16 protein-coding genes are annotated in these 19,771 nt (G+C 39.5%); 15 read left to right on the forward strand and 1 reads right to left on the reverse strand.

Annotated elements, in window-relative coordinates; genetic code table 11:
• Nucleotides 1-14 precede the first annotated feature (14 nt).
• The 13 genes from ACT3S9_RS11200 to ACT3S9_RS11260 all read left to right on the forward strand — a co-directional run bounded on the left by ACT3S9_RS11200 (nucleotide 15) and on the right by ACT3S9_RS11260 (nucleotide 17,214).
• Nucleotides 15-404, forward strand: a complete 390-nt coding sequence (locus tag ACT3S9_RS11200; RefSeq protein WP_444750947.1) for a cellulose biosynthesis cyclic di-GMP-binding regulatory protein BcsB — start codon at nucleotides 15-17, stop codon at nucleotides 402-404.
• Between the two features lie 76 nt (nucleotides 405-480).
• On the forward strand, nucleotides 481-786 hold the full coding sequence (gene tnpA, locus ACT3S9_RS11205) for an IS66 family insertion sequence element accessory protein TnpA (protein ID WP_301563154.1): 306 nt from the start codon (nucleotides 481-483) through the stop codon (nucleotides 784-786).
• A complete protein-coding gene (tnpB, locus tag ACT3S9_RS11210) occupies nucleotides 783-1,136 on the forward strand; it encodes an IS66 family insertion sequence element accessory protein TnpB (protein ID WP_301563133.1) in 354 nt (117 codons plus the stop codon). Before tnpA ends, tnpB begins: the two co-directional genes overlap by 4 nt.
• A gap of 39 nt (nucleotides 1,137-1,175) precedes the next feature.
• Nucleotides 1,176-2,699 (forward strand): IS66 family transposase, encoded by a 1,524-nt coding sequence (gene tnpC / locus ACT3S9_RS11215; RefSeq protein WP_443489209.1) that lies wholly within the window; start codon nucleotides 1,176-1,178, stop codon nucleotides 2,697-2,699.
• A 180-nt stretch (nucleotides 2,700-2,879) separates the two neighbouring features.
• On the forward strand, nucleotides 2,880-4,010 hold the full coding sequence (gene bcsZ / locus ACT3S9_RS11220; RefSeq protein ID WP_441835601.1) for a cellulose synthase complex periplasmic endoglucanase BcsZ: 1,131 nt from the start codon (nucleotides 2,880-2,882) through the stop codon (nucleotides 4,008-4,010).
• Nucleotides 4,001-7,837, forward strand: a complete 3,837-nt coding sequence (locus ACT3S9_RS11225) for a cellulose synthase subunit BcsC-related outer membrane protein (RefSeq protein WP_441835602.1) — start codon at nucleotides 4,001-4,003, stop codon at nucleotides 7,835-7,837. Before bcsZ ends, ACT3S9_RS11225 begins: the two co-directional genes overlap by 10 nt.
• A gap of 293 nt (nucleotides 7,838-8,130) precedes the next feature.
• Entirely contained in the window at nucleotides 8,131-9,627 is a 1,497-nt protein-coding gene (locus tag ACT3S9_RS11230; protein ID WP_441835603.1) for a peptide MFS transporter, read from the forward strand.
• A 269-nt stretch (nucleotides 9,628-9,896) separates the two neighbouring features.
• A complete protein-coding gene (locus tag ACT3S9_RS11235) occupies nucleotides 9,897-10,787 on the forward strand; it encodes a hypothetical protein (RefSeq protein ID WP_441835604.1) in 891 nt (296 codons plus the stop codon).
• A gap of 47 nt (nucleotides 10,788-10,834) precedes the next feature.
• Entirely contained in the window at nucleotides 10,835-12,643 is a 1,809-nt protein-coding gene (locus ACT3S9_RS11240; protein ID WP_441835605.1) for a hypothetical protein, read from the forward strand.
• A 293-nt stretch (nucleotides 12,644-12,936) separates the two neighbouring features.
• Nucleotides 12,937-13,983 (forward strand): 4-hydroxyphenylpyruvate dioxygenase, encoded by a 1,047-nt coding sequence (gene hppD, locus ACT3S9_RS11245; RefSeq protein WP_441835606.1) that lies wholly within the window; start codon nucleotides 12,937-12,939, stop codon nucleotides 13,981-13,983.
• A gap of 143 nt (nucleotides 13,984-14,126) precedes the next feature.
• Nucleotides 14,127-15,440 carry a fumarylacetoacetase gene (gene fahA / locus ACT3S9_RS11250; protein ID WP_441835607.1) on the forward strand — a complete coding sequence of 438 codons (1,314 nt, stop codon included), beginning with the start codon at nucleotides 14,127-14,129 and terminating at the stop codon, nucleotides 15,438-15,440.
• A gap of 141 nt (nucleotides 15,441-15,581) precedes the next feature.
• Nucleotides 15,582-16,733, forward strand: coding sequence for a M23 family metallopeptidase (locus tag ACT3S9_RS11255; protein WP_441835608.1), 1,152 nt, complete (start codon nucleotides 15,582-15,584; stop codon nucleotides 16,731-16,733).
• Nucleotides 16,723-17,214 (forward strand): bactofilin family protein, encoded by a 492-nt coding sequence (locus ACT3S9_RS11260; protein ID WP_441835609.1) that lies wholly within the window; start codon nucleotides 16,723-16,725, stop codon nucleotides 17,212-17,214. Before ACT3S9_RS11255 ends, ACT3S9_RS11260 begins: the two co-directional genes overlap by 11 nt.
• Nucleotides 17,215-17,246: 32 nt before the next feature.
• Here the strand turns inward: ACT3S9_RS11260 and ACT3S9_RS11265 are convergent, their stop codons facing one another.
• Nucleotides 17,247-17,729, reverse strand: coding sequence for a hotdog fold domain-containing protein (locus tag ACT3S9_RS11265; protein ID WP_441835610.1), 483 nt, complete (start codon nucleotides 17,727-17,729; stop codon nucleotides 17,247-17,249).
• A 182-nt stretch (nucleotides 17,730-17,911) separates the two neighbouring features.
• On the opposite strand from ACT3S9_RS11265, the gene ACT3S9_RS11270 reads away from it, so the two are divergent.
• Both ACT3S9_RS11270 and ACT3S9_RS11275 read left to right on the forward strand, forming a co-directional pair.
• A complete protein-coding gene (locus tag ACT3S9_RS11270) occupies nucleotides 17,912-19,099 on the forward strand; it encodes a multidrug effflux MFS transporter (RefSeq protein WP_441835611.1) in 1,188 nt (395 codons plus the stop codon).
• A gap of 14 nt (nucleotides 19,100-19,113) precedes the next feature.
• The gene (locus ACT3S9_RS11275; RefSeq protein ID WP_441992976.1) at nucleotides 19,114-19,749 is read left to right on the forward strand and encodes a LysE family translocator; all 636 of its coding nucleotides are present in this window, start codon (nucleotides 19,114-19,116) and stop codon (nucleotides 19,747-19,749) included.
• Nucleotides 19,750-19,771: the final 22 nt, after the last annotated feature.

Below are 19,771 nucleotides of genomic sequence, written 5' to 3' on the forward strand. Positions count from 1 at the left end.
TTGATGATAAAGATTTGATTGTTATTGCAAAACCAGATGCATTTACGACGGGGTTACCTCAAGATGCTGCAATCAGTGTCTTGTTAGAAGCGAACCAACGAATCGTTGAACAAGCAATTTATAATGGTGCTTATAATAATAACGATGCTCAAAAGGTAAAAGTGAGTATTGAAAGCCAAGGTAAGCTAGGAATTATTGCTGGTTTTCAATCACCATTTAATTCTGACCGTTCTGTAGTATCAATGACAGCAACAACTGATAATGCATTTACATTACTAAGTGACGCGCTGATAAAGGATGAGTCAACAGCCTTGATAAAAGGTAGCGCTGCAATAATTAATAGTTCAGGTATAAAGACAATTAATACTGATGATCAATATTTTGTCGGCTCAGTACCTATGTAAGCGCGTAATTAGCCCCACATACCAATGTTAATGGCACCTATGCATAATTTACTCAGCATATTAACCTGAGGTAATTATGAATAAACAGCAAAAAATAAAACACTGGCAAGGCATTTTTGAGCAGCAAAAATCGAGTGGTTTAGCCATCATTCAATTTTGTCGTGATAACAACATTAACGCATCGACTTTCTATGTTTGGCGTAAACGCCTTTCTGACGAAACGGTAAGGGTTAAAAAGCAACAGGTGATCCCGTTTGTTATTCATGAGCAAGCCTTTACGCAACCTTCAATCATTAAACTCACCACACCAAACGGCTATCAAATAGACTTCGAGTCGACATTAGCTAACCAAACGCTAGCCAAATTATTGAGCGTACTGTGACACCTTGCACACACCAAGTTTACTTGGTCACGGGGTTCACCGACATGCGCAAATCAATCAATGGCCTAAGTATTATTGTCAGCGATACCCTATCTCTCGATCCTTTAAGCCAAGCGTGGTTCGTTTTTTGTAATAAACAACGCGATAAATTAAAGATTTTATTTTGGGATACCAACGGTTTTTGGCTCTATTATCGTCGTTTAGAACAAGGACGATTTCAGTGGCCAAAACAGACTAATGAACACACGGCTATGGGCATCGAGCAACGCCAATTACAGTGGTTGCTATCAGGGTTACCGGTCAGTAATCAAACACGGCACCCGACTTTATCGGGGTTATCGGTGATGTAAATTAATCAGATCGTTTTTTTTACTTGAACGATCTTTCCCATGTGTCATGCTATTAAAATGCCAGACACTATTCTCATCACCGAACTACAAAATCAGCTTGCACTTATGCAGGCTAAGCTTGATGCTTTACAAGAAGATAAGGTTGAAATGCAATCGCGGATTGACCACTTGCTTGCTGAGCTTAAGTTAAGTAAATCCCAAAAATACGGTAAAAAAAGTGAAAAAGCCCCACGGGGCACCTTCAATGAAGCGGAGCAGCATAAAACGACTGAGCCGCCTAAACACCATAAGAAAGGCAAACAAACGCTGGCTGAGCACTTTGAACGAGAAGAGGTTGAGCACACCTTAACCGAGTTAACGTGTCAGTGTTGCGGTGAGCAACTACATCAATGTGGTAGTGAAGACAGCGAACAAGTTAAAATTATTCCGGCGAAAGTCAGCGTCATTAAGCACAAACAATTTAAATATGCTTGCAGACATTGCGAGCATGAACAATTGACCAGTAAAATCATCACCGCGCCTAAACCTAAACAACCGATACCGGGGAGTATTGCCAGTCCCGAGGCATTAGCGGCGGTTGTGACAGGCAAATACTGCGATGCCTTACCGCTTTATCGTTTCGTTGAAATACTGGGCCGTGGCGGCCTTGAACTATCGCGCGGAACATTAGCTAATTGGTGTATTAAAGCGGGCCTGCTAATCAGCCCCTTAGTGGCAGCCATGCAACGTCACTTGCTTAATGAGCACAGTTTATGTGCCGATGAAACCCGTACACAAGTCTTAGATGAAGGTGACAATCCTAGCAGCAATTCCTACATGTGGGTTTATCGCAGCAATGAGGTTAGCCATGAGCCTGTCGTGATTTACGATTACCAAGCAGGTCGAAGTCGCGCTTGCGCAAAAGAATTTCTTGCCGGTTATCAAGGCTATTTACAGTGCGACGGTTACCGTGTTTATGACGGTATTGAAGGCATTACCCCTGTTGGTTGTTGGGCACACGCTAGACGCAAATATAACGATGCCTTAAAAGCAGAGTCGAAAAACAAAGGTCGAGCGCATAAAGCCATCAGCTTTATCAGCCAATTATATAAACTGGAAACCCAGGCTAAAAACAAACAGTTATCCCCTCAAGCGCGGTATCAGTTACGACAAGAAAAAGCCTTACCCATATTAATGCACTTTAAAGCGTGGCTTGATGAAGCCGAAGGTAAAGTAACGGCGGGGAGTTATATTGGCAAAGCGATAAAATACACGCTTAATCAATGGCCGAAATTAATGCGATATAGTGAAGATGGCGAACTAGGGATTGATAATAATATTACTGAGCGAGATATTCGGCCGTTTACCACTGGTAGGAAAAACTGGCTATTCTCAAAGTCAATTAATGGTGCCCAAGCAAGCGCCACACTCTATAGTATTGTGATGACGTGTCGTGCCAATGACATCAATCCTTATAACTACTTTGTGCATTTATTTAAAACGTTGCCGAATCGAGATGAGGGTGATGATGATTTTACCGACCTAATGCCGTGGAATGTGCAGCTAGACTTCGATTATAGCTAAGCGCACTGCTTAAATGCGCGCTTACGTACCTATTCATACACTAATATGGTTTCACTTTTCTGATCACCCATTTATATTAGCGCTACTGTCTATTTTTGTCTTATTACTTATCTCCTTTTTATTATGGCGATTACTAGGTGTGTTAACTCAAAAACGTTTATCTGAAGGGGATGAGTAATTATGAATATTTATTTTAAAGTGTGTTTAGTTCTCACTATATTTTTATTTTCAGCACCTAGTTTCTCACAAAACATGTGCACCCCGTGGCCACAATGGGAAACATTTAAAACAAACTTTATCAGCCCTGAGGGGCGAGTAATCGATATAGGTAGTCGCCAATCAATTACCACTTCAGAGGGTCAATCTTACGCCTTATTTTTTGCACTCATTGCGAATGACCAAGCTACATTCGACAAAGTTTTAGACTGGACTCAAGTCCACTTTGCAGAAGGTGATTTAAGTACACGCTTACCAGCCTGGCAGTGGGGCATAAACAAACAAGGTCAAGAAGCTATTCTGGATTCCAACCCTGCTTCAGACTCAGATTTATGGATAGCTTACGCATTATCGCAAGCAGCGCAGTTATGGGAAGATAGGCGTTACAGTGTACTTGCTACTGTTATGGCAAAGCGTATCATTCGCGAAGAAACGGCTTACCTTCCTAACTTAGGTTTATCATTATTACCAGGGCCAAATGGCTTTGAGTTTGATAATACACGTTGGAAGCTAAACCCAAGTTATGTGCCACTGTTTATTTTAAAGCAATTTAGTCAACTCTATCCAAACTCCCCGTGGCAGCAACTGCATGATGCATCGGCTAAAATGATTATAGAATCAAGCCCCAAAGGTCTTAGCCCTGACTGGGTCATGTACCAAGCCGATGAGGGCTTTTATCATGATAAAAAAACTACCGATATAGGCAGTTATAATGCAATTAGGGTTTATTTATGGGCAGCAATGATGGCCGATGATGCGCCTTTTAGAAATGAGTTAATTACACATTTTAAGCCCATGAGCAATCATGTTGCTAATAGAGTAAACACACCATTAAATGTTTTTTCAAAAACAGGAAAAGCACAGAAAAATGGACCATTAGGCTTTGATGCAGCTATGCTTCCTCTACTTGAAATCCATAATGAAATACAAGCAAAGACGGCATTAGAGCAACAATTAATGGTTGATACTACATTTACCAAAAACCGTTATTATGACAGCGTATTATATTTATTTAGTCTAAGCACAATTAATGGATTGTATGAAATCGACACGTTAGGCAAGCTAGAACCTAATTGGAGCAATAAATGCCACTAAAATGGCTAATTAGCGCGACTATCTTAAGTGCTTTCTGTTATATCTCAGATGTGGGCTCTCAAACATCTACGGACCTCGATACAGACTCCATAGAGTGGCTAGTTAGCCAAATTGAACTCGGTGAAATTCAGCAGAATCAATTACTGATGACTAATAGCCTTGATAAGCTGTTAAGCATAGCACCTAATAATATTCTTGCTAAATGTGCCCAAGCTCGAGTATTGATTGTACAAAATAAACTGAATCAAGCACAAACTATAATCAATCAATTTAGTGCTTTTGATAGTAAACAAACATGTGTGAAACAATTAAAGTTACTAGCTCGAGTAAACACCTCTGATAAACAACAAATTCAACAAGCTCGCTTGCTTGCACGTGCGGGCCGCTACCCTGCAGCAATACAAATTTATGGTAAATTATTTTCCAGTGCTTACCCTAGCATTGAGTATAAATTTGAACATATCAACTGGATTGCCAGTGATTCAAGTAATTGGCAACAAGCATATAGAGGCTATCAATCTTTACGTGCTCGCTTCCCTAACGTAGGCCGCTTTGATATAGCCTATGCCCGACATGTTTTAAAGAAAAAACCTCAAGATAAAGACGCATTAGCAATTTATCGCCATTATGCGCAAAGTAATCAATACAGTGTGGAAACTGAATTTGCTTGGTTAGCAGCGCTCAACAATATGCCCATTAATCAACAAACAGACAAAGCATATCAAGAGTATTTAAATAGTTACCCGAATAGTAGTAAAGGGAAATTACAATATACAGACTTTCAAAAAGCATTAAAGCAGGAGCTAATAAAACAAGCAGATCCCGCTTATAAACTATGGAAAAGAGGCGCTGTTGCGCTTGAAAAAAAGCAATATAGCAAGGCTGAAAGACTGTTACTACAAGCCTATAAAGGACGCCCTAACGATCATGATGTGTTAAACAGCCTAGGTTTTTTGTATTTAAGACAAGGTATAAATGCAAAAGCATATACTTATTTTAAAAAGGCTCAACGCAGTACTGATAATATAGATTTAGTTTCTGTCTATCGAGGTTTGGCTAATACAGCTAAATTTTGGCAATATATTGATGAAACAAAAAAGGCAATAGCCGCTAAAAATTTTAAAAAAGCGATACAAAAAATCGATCTTGCTGATACCCTCTCTGAAAGCCCAGAAACCGTATACTACTATCGAGGAGAACTTTCGCGTACGCAAGGAAAATTCAAGCAAGCAATAGATTATTACAATAAAGTACTCCAAAGCGATCCAACTAACGCATCAGCACTGAGTGCGATATTAGAGGTTTTGAGTATAGATAATAACTTTGAGCGTACAAACCAATTTTATTATCAATTAACTCAAGCACAACAAATAGCGATTGCGCAGCAATACTCTCAGTTACAAAGTCGACAACTGCGGCTACGTGCAACAAATTTGGCCGAACAAGGTCAACTTGATGAAGCAGTAAATTTATTACTATTAGCGATTAAGCAAACCCCAAGGCAAAGTTGGTTGTATTACGATTTAGCTAATTTATATCAACAACAAGGTTTATTAGATCACGCTAAAGCACTTTATAAAAAAACATTATGGCAATTCCCTCTTGATGCAGAGCTAAGATATAGCCATGCAGTTTTTCTGCGCTCTATTAATGACTATCAAGGTGCTTTAGAAACACTTACTTATATTCCCAACAATGCGCGTGATGAAAATATTGTTCAGCTAATGCAGCAGCTCAATATCAATGCAAAAATGAATGAACTTGCTAGTAATATGACGGATAATAAAGCGACTATAATTTATAATTTAACTGAACTTGGTGCGCAACCGTTAACGCCTCTAATGCAAGCTGAGCTCGCTACACTTTGGAAGCAAATCAATGAATATAATGAGGCAACTAAACAGTTAAAAATAGCTCTGGAGCGAGACCCTACTTTAAATACATACTGGCATATGACCTATGGGCAGTGGCTTTTAGAAGGTAATAATGAGCAACAAGCTAAGCAATGGCTTACTAACTATCAACTGCCTCAACCTGCAACTGAAGAACAACAAACTAACTGGATTATTTTACAGGCTGATTATATAAATAAGTTTAACCAAGGCGAAGATCGCCTTGAGCTATTAAATCAACTTACGCAGTCCTACCCTAATAATTCTGCAGCATACGATGCCTTGATCAACGCCAATATCCAGTTGGGCTCCCCAAATAAAGCCGTTGAATTATACAAAAACCAACAGTTTCAGCAAGGCACACCCTTGGCTCAAGAAACAGAGCTTGCTGTGGCAAAAGTGAGTCGTGAATTAGGTGAAGATGCTTTATCCGATCGAATCATCGCTGCGTTAATAAATGACATTGATAAAGAACAAACTTATCAACAACAATTGTTAATGACTGAACTTAATGATTTTCAAGATGAAACGAATGTAATGCGCCTTGCAAATGACTTGCTTGTAAAATCAAACTATAGCCAACAGATGTATTACCAAGCAGCGCAAGTTGCACAAAGTCATGGACAAGCTGACTTTGCCGAGAGTTGGTATAAAGAAGCAATTGAGCCGCACAGTAGTATTAAGTCGAAAAACAACCCATCTCTAAATTACCAACTTTACAGTTTAGATGAAAGCGCCCCATGGTATGTCAATAATGCCAAACGTGAGCTCGCGCGAATGCAGCAACAAAACCAAGCCTATATCACCGCAGGTATTAATTTAAGTAGTCAAACAAGTACACAAAGTGATGCTACCTTAGGTGCAAGCTCTTTCCCTATAGAAGCAGGTTTTTCGTTATGGGACGGCATGGCTATTATTAAGCTCGATCCAATGTCGGTATCAAGTCAAGAAACCCGCTTTGACGAAACATTTTCAGGCAGTCGTTATGGCAAAGGTGCATTGTGTATTTTAGATTGCCCACTGAACAGCATCGAACCAAAACAACAAGGTCTGGATATTGGTTTAGCATGGCAAAATGAGACTTGGCGATTTGACATAGGAACGACTCCACTTGGTTTTTTAGTTGAAGATGTTGTTTGGGGTGTTGATTATAATGACAGTTTTGGTGACTTCGGCTATAGCGTAACATTGAATAAACGCCCCGTAACTAGCTCCGTATTATCGTATGCAGGCCTAGAAGATGTACGTACCAATCAAATATGGGGCGGTGTAAGAGCAACCAGTTTACGCTTTAACCTGTCTCATGACTTAGGTCTCGACTGGGGCTTTTGGGGATCTACTGATTTTCAACTATTACAAGGTAAAAACGTTAAAGACAACCAGCGCTATAGCATCATGGGTGGAGTATATAATCGCTACATTCGCGAAAAAAATACCGAGTTAACTCTGGGCGTTAATTTATTACATTGGTCTTATCAATACAATTTAAGTGAAGAAACCTTTGGCCATGGGGGTTACTATAGCCCACAGAATTATATAGGCGCTTCCCTACCGGTTATCTTTGACCGACGCGTAAATAACGACTTTATATATCGATTACGAGCCGGGTTATCATGGTCAACGACCACCAATGATGAGAGCGATTTTTTCCCCAATGACCCTCTATTACAAAACCAAGCTGAAGCACGGGAATCGCTAACGGGTGTTAACCCTAAATTTGAAGGTAGTTCAAGCTCAGGAGTATCTTACAACCTTGGGGGGAGCTTTGAATATCGCTTTACTCCACACTGGTTTTTCGGTGGTTTCTTTAACTTAGACCGGGCTGATTTTTACGAGCCAAACTATGCGCAATTATACTTTAGGTATTATTTCAATCCGGTGTATAGCGAAATGGCCTTTCCAGGAACTCCTGTAGTACCTTACGCAGATTATTAATATATGCTAAACACCTCAATAATACTTTTATAATGAGGTGTTTGGCTATACCCACTATTTCTACCAACTGTCGCAAGCACTTCCCCTAACCATAAGGTCTATGTATACTTAGCCGCAGTTGTAGCTAGGATAAAGGTGTGACTCTTACCACTAAGTAACACCTTAGTAAGCAAACCATTATCTTAGCTGCATAAAAAACATTCATGGCCGCCCGTTCAGTTAGTGCATTACTTACACGAACAATAAAAGCAAAAATAAAAGGCCGCAATAACAATATAAGTTAGGAAGTAAATATGAGTTCATCTTCAAATGGGGGGTTTTTCGGCCACCCAAAAGGACTTTCAACACTGTTCTTCACTGAGATGTGGGAACGAATGAGTTACTATGGTATGCGAGCATTGTTGGTGTTATTTATGACCGCAAGCTTACAAAAAGAAGGTTTAGCATTTACTGTTGCCTCTGCTTCTGCAATATATGGTTTATACACTGGTGCTGTATACTTCTTAGGCTTGCCAGGGGGTTGGCTTGCTGACCGCGTATTTGGCGGTCAAAAAGCGGTATGGTACGGCGGTGTCATTATCATGATTGGTCACATTATTTTAGCCATACCACATGAGTATTCATTTTTTATCGGATTGATTTTTGTAGCCTCCGGTACGGGTTTATTAAAACCAAATATCAGCGCGATGGTTGGTCAGCTATATTCTAGTGAAGACGACCGCCGTGATAGTGGTTTTGCCATTTACTACATGGGCATTAACTTAGGTTCGATTATTGGTTACTACGTATGTGGCTACTTTATGGAAAATGTAGGCTGGCACTGGGCGTTTGGTGCAGCAGCGGTAGGTATGGGGATTGGTTTAATTCAATATCACTTCACCACAAAGCATTTACCTACTCATAGCTCAGCTCCCGCGAATCCATTAAGTGAGCGAGGCATGACTCGTACTTGGTTTGCCATCGCAGCTTTTATAATTATTGTCGCATCGATTGTAGCTGCCGCTATGACAGGCGCTTTAGTTATTGATCCAGTAGAAGTTGCTGGCTACGTTGCCATTGTATTCACACTTATCTTCTTTGCTTACTTTGGTATTATCTATTTTAAGGGAAATCTAACTGAAGCTGAAAAACGCCGTATGTGGGCACTCTTCTTAGTGTGTGTTGCTTCAGCATGTTTCTGGTCTGGTTTTGAGCAAGCAGGCTCGTCACTTAATTTATTTGCTCGTGATTATACTGATCGTTTAGTTGGCTCCTTTGAAATCCCTACTGCGTGGTTCCAATCACTAAACGCAATTTTTATTATTGTACTTTCGCCATTTTTTGCAGCCCTTTGGATCAACTTATCAAAAAGCATGATTTCGCCTTCTTATAGTGTGAAGTGTGCATTTGGGTTGATCATCATGGCATCAGGCTTCTTAGTAATGTTTATGGCGGCTCAATATGCTGCTGAAGGCTTAAAAGTAGCACCTTACTGGTTAGTTACTACCTACTTCCTACATACTGTGGGTGAGCTTTGTTTAAGCCCTATAGCATTAAGCGCTGTGAGCCGTTTATCTCCGCAACGCTTCTCAGGTCAGATGATGGGTGTCTTTGTATTAACCTACTCTATCGGTAATATTATTGCAGGTTTACTAGCAGGTGGCTTTGATCCTAAAAACATGCAAGACATTCCTTACCTTTACCTACAAATTGCGCTATTTAGTATTGGCGTAGGTATTGTACTAGTGCTAATGAGTTTTAAAGCTAAAATATGGGAAAAACAAGGTCTAACTGAAACAAGTACTCAATAGAACCTAGGTTTTATGAATTAGTATCAAAGTATTTTCTTATAAGGCAAGATAGCAATATCTTGCCTTATCACTTTCAAGCACATCATTTAAACTTTCTCACCTTTAGTAACTAAAAATAATCCTTACGACAAATAAGTAAAATACTCTGCAGTAATATAAAAACCAGCCTATTTAATGCATATTCAAAGCATTCATGAGTGATTTTTTCTACAAGCTTGTTTCTAAAACTGATATAATTAAGCTACTCAACTAAGTGGTAGTACAGGTATATGTCTTTTTCTTCATTAATTAAATTCCCTATTTTTATAACAGCTTTAGCTCTACTAAGTAGTTGTGGCGGTGACAATACGAAAAAAGATATTAACTTTGAGGTTGAAGAAACAGGCTTAGTGATTTCTGCAAATAATGGCTTAGTTGAAAGTTTTGATAACAATTTAGTTCAGTTAAACGCCCCCGCTAATTCCGTTACAACTGACACTAGCTTTATTTTTAGTAAAGCCGAGTTAGATACTCCTAATAAAGAGCTTAATATTGTTTCCCCTCTTTATACATTTAGTCCCCAAGATCTAGTATTCAAAAAGCCTGTTACCATTAAAATTGATGTTACAAGTACTGAACCACAGCAGCTTTTAACTATAGTGCAATTAATTGATGGTCTCTGGCAGCCTTTAACCACTATAACCAGTGGCTCAAACAGCGTCAGTGCATCAATGACTAACTTTGGTACTTTCGCTGTTCAAACAAGAACGGAACCTACAATAACAACAAATATAGGTCCTACCTGTACAGCTAATCAGTCAAGTCAAACTCTACGCTTTATCCACGTTGCTGATTTACACGCCCGCTTTGGCTTCAAAGAAAAGTACTTTAGCCACATTAAAGGCTATTATAACAACGCAATAGCAGAGCAACCTTACACCGTATTTACAAATGGTGGCGACGATTATGAAAAAGGCACCGTTGCGGAACAAACCTCTATGGGAAAAGCCACCGTTGAAGCAATAAAAGCGATGGAGTTTGATGTTAGAGTTATTGGCAATCATGATTATGCTTGGGGACCGGAACAGCTGGTTGAGTACGCTAATGACGACCACGCTATCGTATTAGCAAGTAATACCAGTTATGAAGGGTCTCCACAGAGCAAGACTTTGATGGAGTAGATTTCTCAATTGTTCAAATAGGCTGCCTTAAAGTAGGCTTTTTTGGCATGACCTCTGTACCATGGAACGAACTTGATGAACCCCTGGAAGACGATCCAATCCCAGACTTTATCCGTAACTTTAAAATGAACTGGCAATGGCAAGATATTGCAGAAAATATTGTGAATCAATACCGCCAAGATGTCGATTATATGATTATGCTTAGTCACCTTGGTGAAGGTCATGATATTCGCATCGCAGAGAATGTGCCAGGCATTGATCTTGTGCTTGGCGGACACACTCATGGCGGTGAAAATTATCAACAACTTGAAAACGGCAGCTTAATTATTCAACCTAATTTTTTTGCACAAGGCCTGACCGACCTCCAGCTCACTTTTGACTTAGCTAATAAAACCCTCAAAGATATTGATTACAGCACAATAGATACCACTTTAATTAAGACCTTAGATACAGAGCTACAAGGTGAGATTGACCTAATAATGGGTCGTTACGCTCCTGATGCAAGTACAGAAATTGCTGTTTCTGAAAACTATCCCTCCGTGCTGCAACTAAGTAATATTACGGCCTTGGCAATTAAGCATCAATTTCAAAATATCGATGCGGTATTATTCGACCCAAGTCAAGTCCAAGACCGCTGGACACCGGGCGCACTGACCCAAGAGGATTTTCATGCCGCTTTTCAAGTAGAGAGACAACCCTCAAACACCTCAGGATTTAGCGCTATATATCAGGTAACAGTGACAGGGTCTGAATTAAAAGCATTAGCGACAAGCCAACCTGATTGGGTTCTAATCTTGCCAGAAGTTATTAATAATAGTCAAAGCTATACGCTCGCCTTACAAAAAGGCCCGGCATTTAACAGTGTACTATTTTTTAACAATGTAACCTTGACCGAACCACAATTGCTTTCTGAAGCTTGGGAGACACTTGATAACTACGCTCGCTATCGAACAACACAATGTTTTCATATTGACACAGACACACAACTTAATTCATGCCAAGATTATCAAGAAAATAATATAACTATTTGGAACTTTGATGACCCTTCTACTCCTTTCAAAGCTGATTATGGCCTTTCGACACTAGGCTATTTTGATCCAGATAATAGTAACTGGGGAGTTGAAGAAACGGTATTTGATACAACGACTGAGTTGAATATTGCTCCACTCGCTGATGGCCCATCTGGGGTAATGAAATTTACTGATCACTCTCCTAACGAGGGACTACTTCTTAATCTCAATACGCCAGCAAATGGTGACTTTAAAAATGAAGGATTAGTGTCTGATTATACTTTAGTGATGGACATTTATTGGCCACTTGCCGCTAAGGATATTTATCGTGCGTTAGTACAAACTGATACGGATAATTATCTTACTGACGATGCAGATATGTTTATAGCCCCTGACGGAGCGTTGGGTAAATCAACCAGTGAAAGTGGTTACTATGGAGTAACAAAATCTGATACTTGGCACCGTATTGCATTTGTATTTTATACCGCTCCGACTAACGGTGTATTTGAAGTATATGTTGATGGAGAGCTGGCTGGAGTAAAAAAAGAAGGTGAAATTAATCGCCGCTGGGCACTCGACAAAGCATTGTTACTACTAACCGATGACAATTATGAAACCGAACCAGGTTATTTAAATGCATTACTTTATGCCGGTCGAGCATTGACTGAAAGCGAAATAAAAAGCATTGGTAAGGCCCAAAAAATTATGCGGTTTAAACCCGAGGTACGGACCCTAAATCAAGCGGTCGAACGTCATTATCAGAATGCACCCACCATTACTCCAAACCTTTGGTTAGAGCAACGCAGTAAATTCTTCAAAAAAACAAGCTCTAACGTAAACAATTAATTACAGCTAAAGCAGGTCGTAAAAAGTGTACAGTTACTTTACTACCTGCTTTAAAAAAAATAAAAACATTTAAATCAATAGTCTAAAAACATACTTCCTATACTTTTCATTCTGTTTTTTTTACTATTTAAAGTATAGCTCTTTAATCCAACCACTTTAAAAATACCGTCCCATTAAATTTACAAATAGTCGCCTGGTTAAATAGCGAGCCATACTTCCCCTGCCATCATTTATAGTTAATTATCTGTAAATTGAAACAACAAAACGCAGTGTTTGATTGCGGGAGAATTATTATGAGTGAAGTGAATAACCCTTTAGGTTTAGTTGGTATTGAGTTTACTGAATACGCAACACCAGACGCTGACTACATGGATAAAGTATTTACCGATTTTGGTTTTTCCAAATTAAAAACATTTAAAGGTAAAGATATCGTTTATTACAATCAGAACGATATTCACTTTTTACTTAATAATGAACGTGATGGTTTTTCTGCTGAATTTGCAAAAAGCCATGGGCCTGCTATTTGTTCAATGGGCTGGCGTGTTGAGAATGCACAAAAAGCATTTGAAACAGCAGTAAAGCGTGGTGCAAAGCCTGCTACTGGTTCGGAAGATAAAGATTTACCCTATCCAGCAATCTATGGCATCGGCGATAGTTTAATTTACTTTATTGAACAGTTTGGCAGTAAGGGGTCAATCTACGACAATGACTTTGAAGACTTAAGCGAACAAAATGTAGTCGATAGTAAAGGTTTCCTGCGCATCGATCACTTAACTAACAATGTTTATAAAGGCACTATGGACACATGGGCGAACTTTTATAAAGACGTGTTTGGTTTTACAGAAGTACGTTACTTTGACATTAAAGGTCAAAAAACGGCTTTATTATCATATGCATTAAAATCACCATGTGGCACCTTCTCCATCCCTATTAACGAAGGTAAAGGTAGCGATAATAACCAGATAGATGAATATCTAGGTGAGTATAATGGCCCGGGAGTTCAACATTTAGCATTTTTAACTGATGACTTAGTAAACTCACTAGATAAACTTGATAAATCAACTATCGCGACCCTTGATATTATCCCTGAGTATTACGAAACAATTTTTGACCGTGTACCTTGGGTTGCTGAAGATAAAGAAAAAATCCGTGAGCACCAAATATTAGTCGATAGCCAAAGCGAAAATTGCTATTTACTACAAATTTTCTCTAAGAACTTATTTGGCCCAATCTTTATCGAAATGATTCAACGTGTTGATGATGGTGGCTTTGGTGAAGGTAACTTTCAAGCACTGTTTGAATCAATTGAACGTGATCAAGAGCGTCGCGGCGTTTTATAAAACCGACATTACAAAACGAAAGCAGCGAAGCGTTCGCTGCTTTCGTTGTTTATCTCAATTAAGTTAAAGAGAGATGTTTTAAATTACGCTATAGAGCACCATATGAGGTGTATGCGTAGTCTTACAAAGGAAAAGGAAATAAAATGAGCTTAATTAATGAAACCCATGATATTAATTTAAAAAGTTGGGTAACATCTGCCAATGTTGCTAACTGCGACTTCCCTATTCAAAATTTACCTTTTGCAGAAGTTCGTCGTAAAAACAGTAGTGAAGCATTTCGTGGCGCCGTTGCTATTGGTGACCAAGTTATCGACCTTGCAAAAGTAAATGAGCTAGCTATTTTTTCAGGCGATGCGCAAACAGCTATCGCTGCAGCAAGTCAAACCACTTTAAATGAATTTATGGGCCTTGGTCAGCAATACTGGTCAGCACTTCGTTTAGCTCTTTCGAAAGCGTTACGTGAAGATGCTGCTGAGCAAGCAACACTATCTGATGCACTTATCGCCCAAACTGACATTGAATTTGCCTTACCGTGTCGTATTGGCGACTACACTGATTTTTATACATCAATTTACCACGCAGCCGCTGTGGGCAGCTTGTTCCGCCCAGATAACCCTTTACTGCCTAATTATAAATGGGTGCCTATTGGTTATCATGGTCGTTCATCATCAATTGATGTATCAGGCCAAACTTTCCATCGCCCTAAAGGTCAAACTAAAGCACCAGACGCCGACGTTCCTTCATTTGGCCCATGTAAACGCTTAGATTACGAGCTAGAATTAGGTATTTACCTTGGTAAAGCTAATGAGCTTGGTGATGCGATTGCGATTGAAAATGCTGAGAACCACGTGTTTGGTTTTTGCGTATTTAACGACTGGTCAGCACGCGACTTACAAGCGTGGGAATATCAGCCACTAGGTCCGTTCCTTGCTAAAAACTTTGCATCTACTGTTTCTCCTTGGATTGTAACTACTGAAGCACTTGCACCATACAGGACTTCTTGGACGCGTGACGAAAACGATCCACAACCAATGGATTATTTAGAATCAACAGATAACCGCAAACAAGGTGCTTTTGATATTAAGATGGATGTACAAATCGAAACGCAAAAAATGCGCGACGAAAGCCACGCTCCAGAGCAAGTATCAAAATCAAGCTTTAAGCACTCTTACTGGACCGTTGCACAAATGGTTACTCATCATACGGTAAACGGTTGTAATTTCATGCCTGGTGATATGTTAGGGTCAGGCACACAATCAGGTCCTACTCACGAAGAAGCAGGTTCACTACTTGAACTTTCTCATGGTGGTAAAGAGCAAATTACCCTGAGCAATGGCGAAAAGCGCAGCTTTTTAGAAGATGGCGATAATGTCATTATGCGTGGTTGGTGTGAAGCTGATGGCTTTGTACGCATTGGCTTTGGCTCAGTAGCTGGTACTGTACTTCCAGCTAAGTAACTAAAATATAAACATTTATTAAAGTTATTTATTGTAAGGAGGCAACTAACGTCTCCTTTTTTACGACTAGTTACATTTTTTTTCTGGCTTTTCTAGCTCAGGTTGCTATCTTAACTGGTTTATAGTCAGTCTTTATGTGTTATGTCAGTATTTATTAAGTCTTTTTATCATCGGTTTTTTCCAGCTAGACAGCTGTTGATCCGCCAAAATGGCGAAGTAAAGCACCTAGTATTAGCACCTTGGTTACAGATAACGGCTGTGTTGATTGCTTTTTCAGCAATTGTATGGCTAAGCGTGTCTACTTTACAGGTTTATACGCAAACACATCACATTTCTGATATAGAACAAAGTCAATATTCTAAACAGCAACAATGGCAACAACAACGTAAAGCTCAACAAGCCCTCCATGAGAAACAACTAGAACAACTATCTGCGCTTGAACAAAAGCAAGCCTTGTTACAAAGCATGATTGACTCCCTGCCAGCTTCAATGAGCACCACCACCGAAGCTATAACTGATCCTGATAAGGTCATTAAAGAAAAGCAAAGCGAGTTTCATGAACCTTTAATTGATGAAAGCCCTACTAATACTCAAGTACAATCAAAGTCGCTAAGTGTTGAGCAGCGTTTTGCATCACTTAATAGCCAATATAAGCAAAGCTTTCTCAACATTGAACAACAAATTGAGCGAAGACAGCAAGACATTGTAACCATGCTTAAGGGCGCTGGATTGGATACCGCCCTTGCCCAGCAACTAAATAGTGAAGCAACACAGGTTGCGCAAGGTGGTCCACTTGATTTATTTGATGAATCAAAAATTCCTAGCAAGTTTATAGCTATTGCTGACAAACTACTGACCTTGAACAACCTTGAAAACTTACTAAACGAATTACCGCAAACACTGCCTGCGGCTGATTATTATATTTCAAGTAGTTTTGGTTTACGTAAAGATCCTATGAATAAGCGTCATGCTTATCATAAAGGGGTTGATTTAGCCGGTCGGCATAAATCTAAAATTTTTGCTCCTGCATCAAGCACAGTATTACGTGCAGGTCGCAACGGCGGTTATGGTAACTTTATAGAGCTTAAACATAAAAATGGCTTTGTAACTCGTTTTGGCCATCTTAATAAAATAAACGTTAAAAAAGGCCAAGAAATTAATAAGAATGATGTTATTGGCTTAATGGGAAGTACTGGTAGAAGTACAGGTACTCACCTACATTATGAAGTATTACTTAACGACAAACATGTCAATCCAGTAAAAATAACAAAGGCGCTTTCTCGTGTTCGGTAAAAAAAAACAACCTATCGCTAGCTCTGCTGGCAATGCATTAAAAAAAACAAACCACGCTCCTTCTATCATTTCAGAAGATATTAGGTTCACAGGCTCTTTAGTAAGCCTAGGTGAAGTACAATTAGATGGCCGTGTTGATGGTGATGTACGGGCAAGCCATCTAGTAATTGGTCACACAGGGGTTGTTGAGGGAAGTGTATGTGCCGATAGCGTAATAGTTAAAGGCAAAATCATTGGTTCATTAAATGCTAGCAAAGTAATTATTGAAAGCTCGGCACAAGTTCATGGTGATGTTTATCAAGACTCGTTGAGTATTGAAGCAGGTGCCACTATAGAAGGTAACTTAAAACAACGTCATGAAGCTGAAACAATTGAGCTAATTGCTTCAAACGATGATAATAAATCAGAGCCTACCTCGGTGCTAGATGATGAAGATAACGACTTGTCATTTTTCAATAAACAAGCCGCTGAAAAAAAGTAACCTTTATTCGCTCAGTTTTTCTTAGTGCTTTTTCATCTTGGTTTTTTCTTCTCAGTAATGTACATAGTGATATCTGCGGTGAACACCAGTTCACCGCGAGTATTATAAAGTTTAACGGGTACAATTAAATCTTCTTTATCTTGCCACTGTCTTGGCATATCTATTTCTGCAACCGCAGTAACATTTGTGTCTACTTTTGCTAAATATTGTACAGTCATGCCTTTTGGGATCCAACGATGGGTTTTAAACGGCACTGTGGAATCAACCAACACACCTGCGCACAACTCAGCTAAATTACACTGTGCAATCGCATGAATCGTTCCAATATGATTAAATATACTACGTCGCTTCTTAACCATTGCACTACAATAACCATCGCGAACATCTAAAATATAGGGTTTTATAGAAGCAAAGTAAGGGGCTTTAAAGCATACAGCTTTACTAAAAAGCCAATTCCCACATGGCCACTTGCGCATTTTAAGCCACGTTTTTAACACCGCTGATTTATCACTCATGCATCACTCTGTTTAGCAAAATTGTTATAATTACAAATTAACACATCAGACCAGTTAGAAGAAGTTTAATATAGCTAAATATAATATTTTTCCTTTGTGATTAAAAATGACTACGTATATACCCTATTAATACTTTCAATTTAATCTGCGGCGCTCTAAAATAGCAGTCCAAAGGAGAACTCATGCATACTCGCTCAATACCACCTAACCGCAGCTTACTCGTTATCTTAGTACTACTGGTTATTTTTTGCCCGCTGGGCATCGATATTTATTTGCCCGCCTTCCCTGCCATAGCAGAGCAACTTAAGGTTAGCGAACAGCAACTCCAACAGACAGTGGCAATATTTATGCTCACTGTTGGTTTAGGGCAGCTCATTGCTGGGCCATTAGCAGATAAGTTCGGCCGAAAGCCAGTGGCATTATTTGGTGTAAGCACTTACGGTATAGCAGCCGTACTGGCCTTTTATGCTCCAACTTTTAAGGTGTTAATGTTCGCAAGAGCCATACAAGGGCTTGGCGCATGCGCTACCTTCGTGATTGCATTTGCAATTGTCAGAGATAAGTATGGCAGTGAGCGCAGCGGTCAAATGATCACTTACCTAAATGGAATTGTTTGTTTTATTCCTGCGCTCGCCCCTATTTTAGGCGCTTGGCTCACTGTACAATTTGGTTGGCGGATTAACTTTTTATTTTTAGCCTTATTCGCATTAATTGGCTTACTTATTACGCTATTTTTATTTAAAGAAACTCGCCCTGAAAACACTTTATACCGAGGCCACATTCTTGATTTAAGACGCTTCATACCAATAATAAAAGATCCAATATTTTTTTTTAATAGCTGTATTTGCATGATTTCTATGTCGGCTATTTTAGCTTACGTAACGTTAGCACCAGGCTGGCTTATTACCGAGCTTGGCGGTACAGTCAGTGATTTCACCTTTTGGTTTACCATTAATGCTCTTTTAAGTATTGTCGCCAGTTTCATCGCGCCGATGTATATTAGAAAACACAGCCAAACAGCCCTACGATTAGGGTTGAGTCTGCTCGTGCTTGCAGGCGTAATACTTGTCCTTACCAGCCACATCAAAACAGCCCTAGCATTTATGTTGCCTATTTTACTTTCTGCACTGGGTTTTGCATTAACCATGGGCTCTGCAGCAGGTAAAGCGCTTTCAGGCTTCGCTCAACAAGCGGGGACGGCGTCCGCGTTACTTGGAGTAATGCAAATGAGTGGCGCGAGTATCTTAGTGGTAGTCACTCAAATTAGCGGTCTATCAACCCCACTACTTATTGCGTTACACTTACTATTTTTACTGCCTCTTTGGGCTATACTACTGACTAAGCAGGCTCATAAATTTCACTCAACATAATGTGAATAATAACGATGATAAACCCTGAATTTTTGCTCTCTTTTTTAGCAGCTAGCTTTTTAATTGCGATAGCACCGGGGCCTTCAAACGCTTTTTTAATGGCGCAAACATTTGCAAATGGCCGCGCTGCGGGGTTGCAAAGTGCATTTGGTTTCGCTTTAGGTGGTGTCGTTCATACTTTTTTTGCTGTAGTTGGCTTAACCGCTATTTTAAAAGCCTCTGAAACAGCCTACACAATAGTACAGTATGCAGGTGCGACTTATCTTTGTTACTTAGGTGTAGTGATGGTTAAAAGCACGTTTATGAAACCTTTATGCAATAGCCAAGACAAGCCCCATATCACAACCAAGAAAAAGTCGAATGTGATGTTTCAAGCCATGGTGACTGAAGTATTAAACCCTAAAGTTGCGCTGTTTTTTATTGCCTTTATACCGCAATTTGTTGATCCGAGCTTAACCACATCGACTACTTTCCAGCTGGCTTTTTTTGGTTTGCTGTACCCTATTTTTGCTTTTCCGATTGACTGCACATATATTTACTTTGGCGATAAAATTGCAAAGTATTTCCGCTCGCATCCAAAAAGCCAAATTTATATCGACCAAATTACCGGCGTAGTGTTTATCGCACTCGCAATAAATCTTCTTATATAATAAAAATTGAGTCAACATGGAA

It is taken from the genome of Pseudoalteromonas sp. AOP31-A2-14 (genome assembly GCF_052378035.1).
Taxonomy (GTDB): domain Bacteria; phylum Pseudomonadota; class Gammaproteobacteria; order Enterobacterales; family Alteromonadaceae; genus Pseudoalteromonas.